The 7,019-nt window shown below is 72.2% G+C and carries 8 protein-coding genes; 4 read left to right on the top strand and 4 right to left on the bottom strand.

Going from position 1 to position 7,019, the window contains the following annotated elements; genetic code table 11:
* Positions 1–96: 96 nt before the first annotated feature.
* Positions 97–561, bottom strand: a complete 465-nt coding sequence (locus SPF06_RS21945) for a Fur family transcriptional regulator (RefSeq protein WP_323281293.1) — start codon at positions 559–561, stop codon at positions 97–99.
* A gap of 151 nt (positions 562–712) precedes the next feature.
* On the opposite strand from SPF06_RS21945, the gene SPF06_RS21940 reads away from it, so the two are divergent.
* A complete protein-coding gene (locus SPF06_RS21940) occupies positions 713–1,213 on the top strand; it encodes a DUF1003 domain-containing protein (protein WP_323281292.1) in 501 nt (166 codons plus the stop codon).
* Between the two features lie 82 nt (positions 1,214–1,295).
* Here the strand turns inward: SPF06_RS21940 and SPF06_RS21935 are convergent, their stop codons facing one another.
* Positions 1,296–2,198, bottom strand: coding sequence for a ribonuclease Z (locus SPF06_RS21935; protein ID WP_323281291.1), 903 nt, complete (start codon positions 2,196–2,198; stop codon positions 1,296–1,298).
* 4 nt (positions 2,199–2,202) lie between these two features.
* A complete protein-coding gene (locus SPF06_RS21930) occupies positions 2,203–3,126 on the bottom strand; it encodes an ArgP/LysG family DNA-binding transcriptional regulator (RefSeq protein ID WP_323281290.1) in 924 nt (307 codons plus the stop codon).
* 69 nt (positions 3,127–3,195) lie between these two features.
* Here SPF06_RS21930 and SPF06_RS21925 point away from each other — a divergent pair, with 69 nt between their 5' ends.
* Positions 3,196–3,798: a LysE/ArgO family amino acid transporter gene (locus tag SPF06_RS21925; protein ID WP_323281289.1), complete on the top strand. Its 603-nt coding sequence runs from the start codon at positions 3,196–3,198 to the stop codon at positions 3,796–3,798.
* Between the two features lie 3 nt (positions 3,799–3,801).
* Here the strand turns inward: SPF06_RS21925 and SPF06_RS21920 are convergent, their stop codons facing one another.
* Complete coding sequence (locus tag SPF06_RS21920; RefSeq protein WP_323281288.1) at positions 3,802–4,356, bottom strand: hypothetical protein; 555 nt, start codon at positions 4,354–4,356, stop codon at positions 3,802–3,804.
* 257 nt (positions 4,357–4,613) lie between these two features.
* Between SPF06_RS21920 and SPF06_RS21915 the strand changes: the two genes are divergently transcribed.
* Both SPF06_RS21915 and SPF06_RS21910 read left to right on the top strand, forming a co-directional pair.
* Positions 4,614–5,252, top strand: a complete 639-nt coding sequence (locus tag SPF06_RS21915; protein ID WP_323281287.1) for a GntR family transcriptional regulator — start codon at positions 4,614–4,616, stop codon at positions 5,250–5,252.
* A 153-nt stretch (positions 5,253–5,405) separates the two neighbouring features.
* Positions 5,406–6,827 (top strand): aldehyde dehydrogenase family protein, encoded by a 1,422-nt coding sequence (locus SPF06_RS21910; RefSeq protein WP_428985817.1) that lies wholly within the window; start codon positions 5,406–5,408, stop codon positions 6,825–6,827.
* Positions 6,828–7,019: the final 192 nt, after the last annotated feature.

Here is a 7,019-nt window from a genome sequence, read left to right as displayed (position 1 = left end):
AACAGCGGCCTCGGACTCGGTCGACATAGTGCTCTCAGACACGGGATTCCTTCCGGGATTGATAATGGTTTTCAGGAGATGAAGTCGGTCGATGCGCTACTCCGCGGCCTGCGCCGCGAGGCAGTCCTGGCAGATGCCCTGGTAGAGGACGTCGGCAATCTGGATGGTCATGGGCTTCTGGGAGTCGTTCCAGTGCGGCTCGAGGCACGGTGCGTGCCCGACGGCGCAGTCCACGTCTTCAACGCGCCCGCAGCGCGTGCACACGGCGTGGTGGTGGTTGTCCTTGACGCGGGTCTCGTACAGCGCAGGGGACTGCGGCGGCTCGAAACGCCGCAGCATGCCCAGCTCGGTCAGGTCGCCGAGAACCACGTAGACGGCCTGCGTCGAGAGCGCCGGGAGCTCCTGCCGCGCGGCCTCCAGGATGCTCTCCGCCGTGGAGTGCGGGTGGGTCTCGACGGCCGTCAGCACGGCGAGCCGCTGCTTGGTCACGCGGCGCCCGGCGGTGCGGAGCTGCTCGGACCACGAGGGCCGCTTCCCGGCGAAGGCCGTGAACTGGGACATACCTTCATTCAACCAGTTATTTTGAGTAAGTCAAAATAAATTTTTTCCAGGGACGCCGTTCAGCGGGAAACCCCGCCCACCATGGGCGTCAGGCCCTAGTCTCAGTCGTAGACCGGCGGGACCGGCCCGCCTCACACCTCGGAGACCAACCATGACCAAGGCTGCTGGGACCACCGTCATCGCGAAGCATCCGATCCCCCACGTGCGCCCGCGCACGCTTCTCAAGAAAGCCGATCCAGCTGCGCTGCACCCCGCGGTGCTGGCCGAAGCCGAGCGTCGCGCGGCGAGCCTCCAGCTGCGCATCGCCGACGCCATCACGGCCTTCGCGGGCTCGATGTGGTTCGTCTACCTCCACATCGGCCTGTTCGCCGCCTGGATGCTGTGGATCGAGCCCTCACCGTGGCCGACCCTCACGCTCATCGTCTCGCTTGAGGCGATCTTCCTCTCGACCTTCGTGATGATCGGGCAGAATCGGCAGGCCGCGTTCCAGCAGTCAAAGGCAGACCGCGACTATCGGGAGCAGGAGACCCTGCTGACGGAGAACACCGAGCTGACTCGGCTGATCCACGTCCTCTCCGAGGAGATCCACGCGCGCGTGCTCGCCGAGGTGACGGCCAAGCAGGCCCCATCCGCCGGAGAGACCGCCGGCTGACGGCCTGTCGCCCCACGCCGCAGACGCGCACCGCCGACGCCCGCTGACGCCGTCCCCGCGTCGTCGCCCGCCCCCGCCGGGCCTACCCTGCGCGCCCCGGCGTCGCGCGCCGCGAGGGGAAGCCGAACCGGTCGAGGTCCTCGGCAGCGCGGACGACGGCGTCGCCCGCCTCCCGCTGCGCCTGCTCCACCAGCGGGGTGATGTCGGTGTAGCGCCCCGAGAAGTGGGTGAGGACAAGGGCGCGCGCCCCGCCGACCCGGGCGAGCCGCCCAGCCTGCCCCGCCGTGAGGTGCCGGAACTGCTCGGCGAGCTCGGCGTCGTCGTCCGCGAAGGTGCATTCGGCGACCAGGAGGTCGGCGCGCTCGGCGAGCTCGTCGGCGCCCTCGCATGAAGCGGTGTCCATGACGAACGCAAAGCGCTGGCCTGCGCGGGGCACCGTCACCTCGTCGAGCCGCACGCCGCGGAGCTGGCCGAGCCGCTCGAGCCGCGCAACGTCAGCGCCCTCGATCCCCTCGGCGGCGAGCCGATCGGGGAGGAACGTGCGCCCGTCCGGCTCCGTGAGACGGTATCCGTACGCCTCGATCCGGTGCCGCAGGGGCCGCACCTCGAGCCCGGGGGCCACCTCGCCCGGCCCGCCGTGCGGGTGGAGCCGCAGGTCGACACCCGGTGACGCGACCGAGACGAGCGCTCGCACCACGTCGTGCCCCGACGCGGGAAAGTGCAGATGAACCGGGTGCTCGACGCGATCAAGCGCCATGCGCGAAAGCACGCCGGGCAGGCCGTAGCAGTGGTCGCCGTGGACGTGCGTGAGGCAGATGCGCGTGATCTGCGTCGCCGCGACGCCCGCGAGCAGCATCTGCCGCTGCGTCCCCTCGCCCGGGTCGAAGAGGAGCCCCTCGCCGTCCCACGCGAGGAAGTAGCCGTTGTGATTGCGGGTCCGCGTCGGGACCTGCGAGGCGGTGCCGAGGACGACGAGTTCGCGCATGGTGTCAGTATTCGCGCTGCGTGCCGTGGGCGGCGAGCACCCGAGCAGCGCGGACGACGGCGCCCGTCACCTCGGCGAGGCCCGGCGAGTCGAGCGTCCAGACCTGCCAGTAGAGGCGGAGCTCCTCGGACCAGGCCGGGTCGAGGAGGACGAGCTCGCCGTCGGGATCCTGCTGGTCCGGGACCATGCCCCAGCCGAGGCCCGCGCGCACGGATTCGACGTACTGCACCGAGTCCGGGATGAAATGCTGCGGGGGCGTCGCGTCCGGGGCGACGCGCGCGAGGAGCGCGAGCTGGTGGCTGTCCTTGCGGTCGTACTGCATGACCGGGGCCGCGCCGAGCGCCTCGGGGGTCGGGCCATTCGGGAACCAGCGGTCCACGAAGGCCCGCGAGGCCTTGGCGCGGTACACCATCGTGCCGAGCGGGCGGACGCTGCAGCCCTGGACCGGGGCGGGGTCCGCGGTGACGGCCGCGACGGCGTCGCCCGAGCGGAGCAGATCAGCCGTCGCGTGCTCGTCGTCGCGGCGGAGCTCGAGCGCGATGCGGCCGCCGAGCGCGATCTCGCGGATCGCGGGCGGGAGCCACGTCGCGATCGAGTCGGCGTTGGCGACTACCGGCACGCGAAGGCGCTCGGGGCCGGGGGCACCCTGGTAGGCGGCGTCGTCGTTCGCATGCTCGGGCGAGCGCAGCGCGAGGAGGGCCTCGTCCGCGAGGAGGAGGAGCTGGCGCGCCGAGCGGAGGAGGCTCTCGCCGGCCGGCGTGGGGCGCACGGGCTTGAGGCGGCGCACGAGGACGCTGCCGACCGAGCGTTCGAGCGCTTTGATGCGCTGGCTCACGGCGGAGGGCGTGAGGTGCAGTTCGCCGGCCGCGGCCTCGAAGGTCTCATGGTCGACGACGGCGGCGAGCGCCCTGAGCTGGTCGAGTTCCATGAAAAGATTCTAATGCTGATACAAAAATAGTAAATTGATCTTCATATTCTCGGCCCGTACCGTCGAAGCATGACCCCCTTCCTCGCAGGCCTCGGAGCAGGCCTCGGCCTCATCGTCGCGATCGGCGCCCAGAACGCGTTCGTCCTCCGGCAGGGGATCCGCCGCGAGTGGATCCTGCCGGTCGTCGCGGTGTGCGTCGCGAGCGACGTGGCGCTCATCTTCGCGGGCGTCGGCGGGATCGGGGGCGCGGTCCAGGGCGCGCCCGGGCTGCTCGCGGTGATCCGCTGGGCTGGCGCCGCGTTCCTCGTGGCGTACGGGATCTTCGCGGCCCGGCGGGCGCTGCGCCCGTCCGCGCTCGTCGCGGCGACGGGCCAGATGGGGGGCACGGTGTGGTCGGCGGCCCTCACGGCGCTCGCGCTCACGTGGTTCAATCCGCACGTCTATCTCGACACGCTCGTGCTGCTCGGCTCGCTCGCGAACGCGCAGGGCGAGGGGCGGTGGCTCTTCGGGCTCGGGGCCGCGGCGGGGAGCGCGCTGTGGTTCCCGACGATCGGCTTCGGGGCCCGCGGCCTCCGCAGCTTCTTCGCGCGCCCCGCGTCGTGGCGCGTGCTCGACGGGTGCGTCGCCGCGCTCATGATGACGCTTGCGGTGATGCTCGCCGCGGGAACGTAGGGCTCAGACCGGCGCGCGGAGCGGCGTGGGCCATGAGAGCTCGCGGTACCGCGCATAGGTGACCGCCGGCAGGGAGCGGACGCGCTGAACCCGCTCCGGCTGCTCGCGCGGAGGCAGCAGCCCGTCAGGTCTCGCGGCAAAGCGCTCGACGGCGTCGGCGTCCACATGCGCGAGCCCGGTCGACGCGTCGGGGGCGACGAGCAGGGCCGCGACCCCCGCGTCCGCGAGCGCATCCTCGGCGGCCTCGGCCCGCGTCACGCCGAGGCGCGGGTCGAAGGACGCAAGCTCGGCATCGAGCCACACGACGCGCCGTACGCCGAGGGCTACCGCGAAGTCGAGCACGGCGTCGATCTTCCACCATCCGGCCTCGTCAGCGCCTCGGGAAAGGACGTTGACCTGGGGCAGGAGGCCGAGGACCCTCAGCTGGGCGGCCGTGCTCACGCACCCGAAGACGGCGTGATGGGCTGCAGCCGCGCTGATACGCCAGAGCATGGCGGCGTCGGGACCCTCGCACGAGCCGATTCCGCGCGCGTCGATCACCACGGCTAGTCCACTCATCGCTTCGGGTCCTCTCGTCAGGGCACGTCGTCCGCGCGCGTGCCGCCGACCCCCGGCATGTGCACTCCTATCATTAGACATGTCCATTTGACATGTAAAGACCTAGCTTTTTGGGACGCGCTGAGGGCACCTCATGCCCTCGTCTAGAGTCTCCCGGTCTTCTTGCCCTGGCGAGCGCGGACGACGGCGGGGCGCGCCACGGCGGGAGCGGCGTCGTCGTCGTGCGCAAGCGCCGCAGACTGCGCGAAACTGGTGGCATGACCAACGCGGACCTCTTCGAGTCGGAATCAGAGCGCGTGACGAGCAAGCTGCGCGATCAGATCCTCGACGGCGAGCGCGAGCCGGGAAGCCGACTCGTCGAGCGCGATCTCGCGGCCGAGCTCGGCGTGAGCCGCGTCCCGGTGCGGGACGCCCTCAAGGCCCTCGTCGCGGAGGGGCTCGTGACGCCGCGCCCGCGGACGTGGGCGATCGTGCGGGAATTCACGGCCGAGGACATCTCCGACCTCAACGAGGTCCGGCAGGCCTTCGAAGTCCTCGCGTTCCGGCTCGCGGCCCAGCGCAGGACGCGCGAGGGGCTCGCCCGGCTGCGCTCGGTGCTCGACGTCGAACTCGCGGCCGCCCGCGCCGACGACGCCACGACGGCGCGGCGCGCGGCCGCCGACTTCCACGAGATCGTGACGTCGCTCGCGGCCAACGCGCTCCTGAGTGAACTCGAACGCCCCCTGCGGAGCCGCATGCGGTGGCTCCTCGCCCGCCACACGGATCTCGTGCGAGTCGCGGAGGAGCACGAGGCCCTTTACCAGGCCATCGTCGACCGGGACCTCGTGCGCGTCGAAGAACTCGCGACGACGCACGTCGCGAGCAATCAGAACCTCAACGCGGCCACGGCGCACTAGGTCGGCGCGCGGGCCTGCTCGCGAGTCCGCGCGTTGATGCCCCGCCTCGCCCGCATCCTGCGCCCGCGGACAAGCACCCGGCACCGGGAGACAAGCCCTCCACAGCGCCCCTGCCGAGACTGGGGTGAACAGCAGACTCAACGTGGAGGACTCATGGACACCCTGCAGAACACCGATTCCCTGCTCGAGGCAGTCGTGGCTGCCGAGGGCGAGCCGGGGCGGGAGATCTTCGACCCCGCGACCGGGGAGCTCGTCGGGATCGCCCCCGAGCACGGCCTGGCCGAGCTCGAGGCCGCGATCGCGGCGGCCCAGGCCGCCCAGCCCGCGTGGGCCGCGGCCGGGCATGAGGCCCGTTCCGCAGCGCTCATGGCGGCGGCCGACGCCGTCGAGGCCCACGCCGAAGAGCTCGCCCGGATCCTCTCCCGCGAGCAGGGCAAGCCGCTCAACGGCCCCAACGCCCGCTTCGAGGTCGGCGCGTGCGCGGCCTGGCTCCGCGCGACCGCCGCGACCGTGCTCGAGCCCGAGGTCGTCGTCGACGACGGCCAGGCCAAGGCCGTGCTGCACTACCGCCCCATCGGGCTCGTCGGCGCGATCGGGCCGTGGAACTGGCCCATGATGATCACCGTCTGGCAGATCGCCCCCGCCCTGCGCATGGGCAACGCCGCGATCGTCAAGCCCTCGAGCTACACTCCCCTGTCCGTGCTGGCACTGATCAAGGTCATCAACACCGCCCTGCCCGCCGGCCTGCTCACCGTCGTGGCCGGGGACCGGCGGGTCGGCTCGGCACTGGCCGAACACCCCGCGGTCGGCAAGGTCATGTTCACAGGCTCCACCGGCGCCGGCAAGGCCATCATCCGCTCCTCCGCAGACACCGTGAAGCGCCTCACCCTCGAGCTCGGCGGCAACGACGCCGGCATCGTCCTGCCCGACGCCGACCCCGCTGCGATCGCCGAGGGGCTCTTCTGGGGCGCCTTCATCAACACCGGCCAGACCTGCGCCGCCCTCAAGCGCCTCTACGTCCACGCAGACATCTACGACGCCGTGTGCGAGGCCCTCACCGCCTACGCCGCCAACGTGCCCATGGGGGTCGGCCTCGAGGAGCAGAATGTCCTCGGGCCGCTGCAGAACAAGGCCCAGTACGACGTCGTCGCCCGCCTCGTCGAAGCCGCCAAGGCATCCGGGGCCCGCGTCCTGCTCGGCGGCAGCCCCGACGAGAGCGGCCCGGGGTACTTCTACCCCACCACCCTCGTCGCCGACATCGACAACGAGAACCCCCTCGTCGCCGAAGAGCAGTTCGGCCCCGCCCTGCCCATCGTCAAGTACACCGACGTCGAGGAGGCCATCGCCAAGGCCAACGCCCTCGACGTCGGCCTCGGCGCCTCGGTCTGGTCCGCCGACCTCGACGCCGCCCGCGCCGTCGCCGCGCGCCTCGAGGCCGGCACCGTCTGGATCAACCAGCACGGCGCCGTCCACCCCCTCATCCCCTTCGGCGGCGCCAAGCAATCCGGCTACGGCCTCGAATTCGGCGTCGAAGGCCTCAAGCACCTCGGCGTCCCCCAGATCATCAACGGCTGAACGGCTCAGGACGCGGGGGGGGGGGGGGGGGGGGGCGCCCCCCCCCCCCCCCCGCCGGGGGGGGGGGGGGGGGGGGGGGCGGGGGCCGGGGGGGGGGGGGGGGGGGGGGGCGGCGCCGGGGGGGGGGGGGGGCGGCGGGGGGGGGGGGCCGGGGGGGCGGCGGCCCGCGCCCGGCGGAGGGGGCGGGGCCGG

Origin of the sequence: Sinomonas terricola, assembly GCF_034931225.1 — a bacterium.
Taxonomy (GTDB): domain Bacteria; phylum Actinomycetota; class Actinomycetes; order Actinomycetales; family Micrococcaceae; genus Sinomonas; species Sinomonas terricola.
This window is presented reverse-complemented; position numbering and strand designations above follow the sequence as displayed.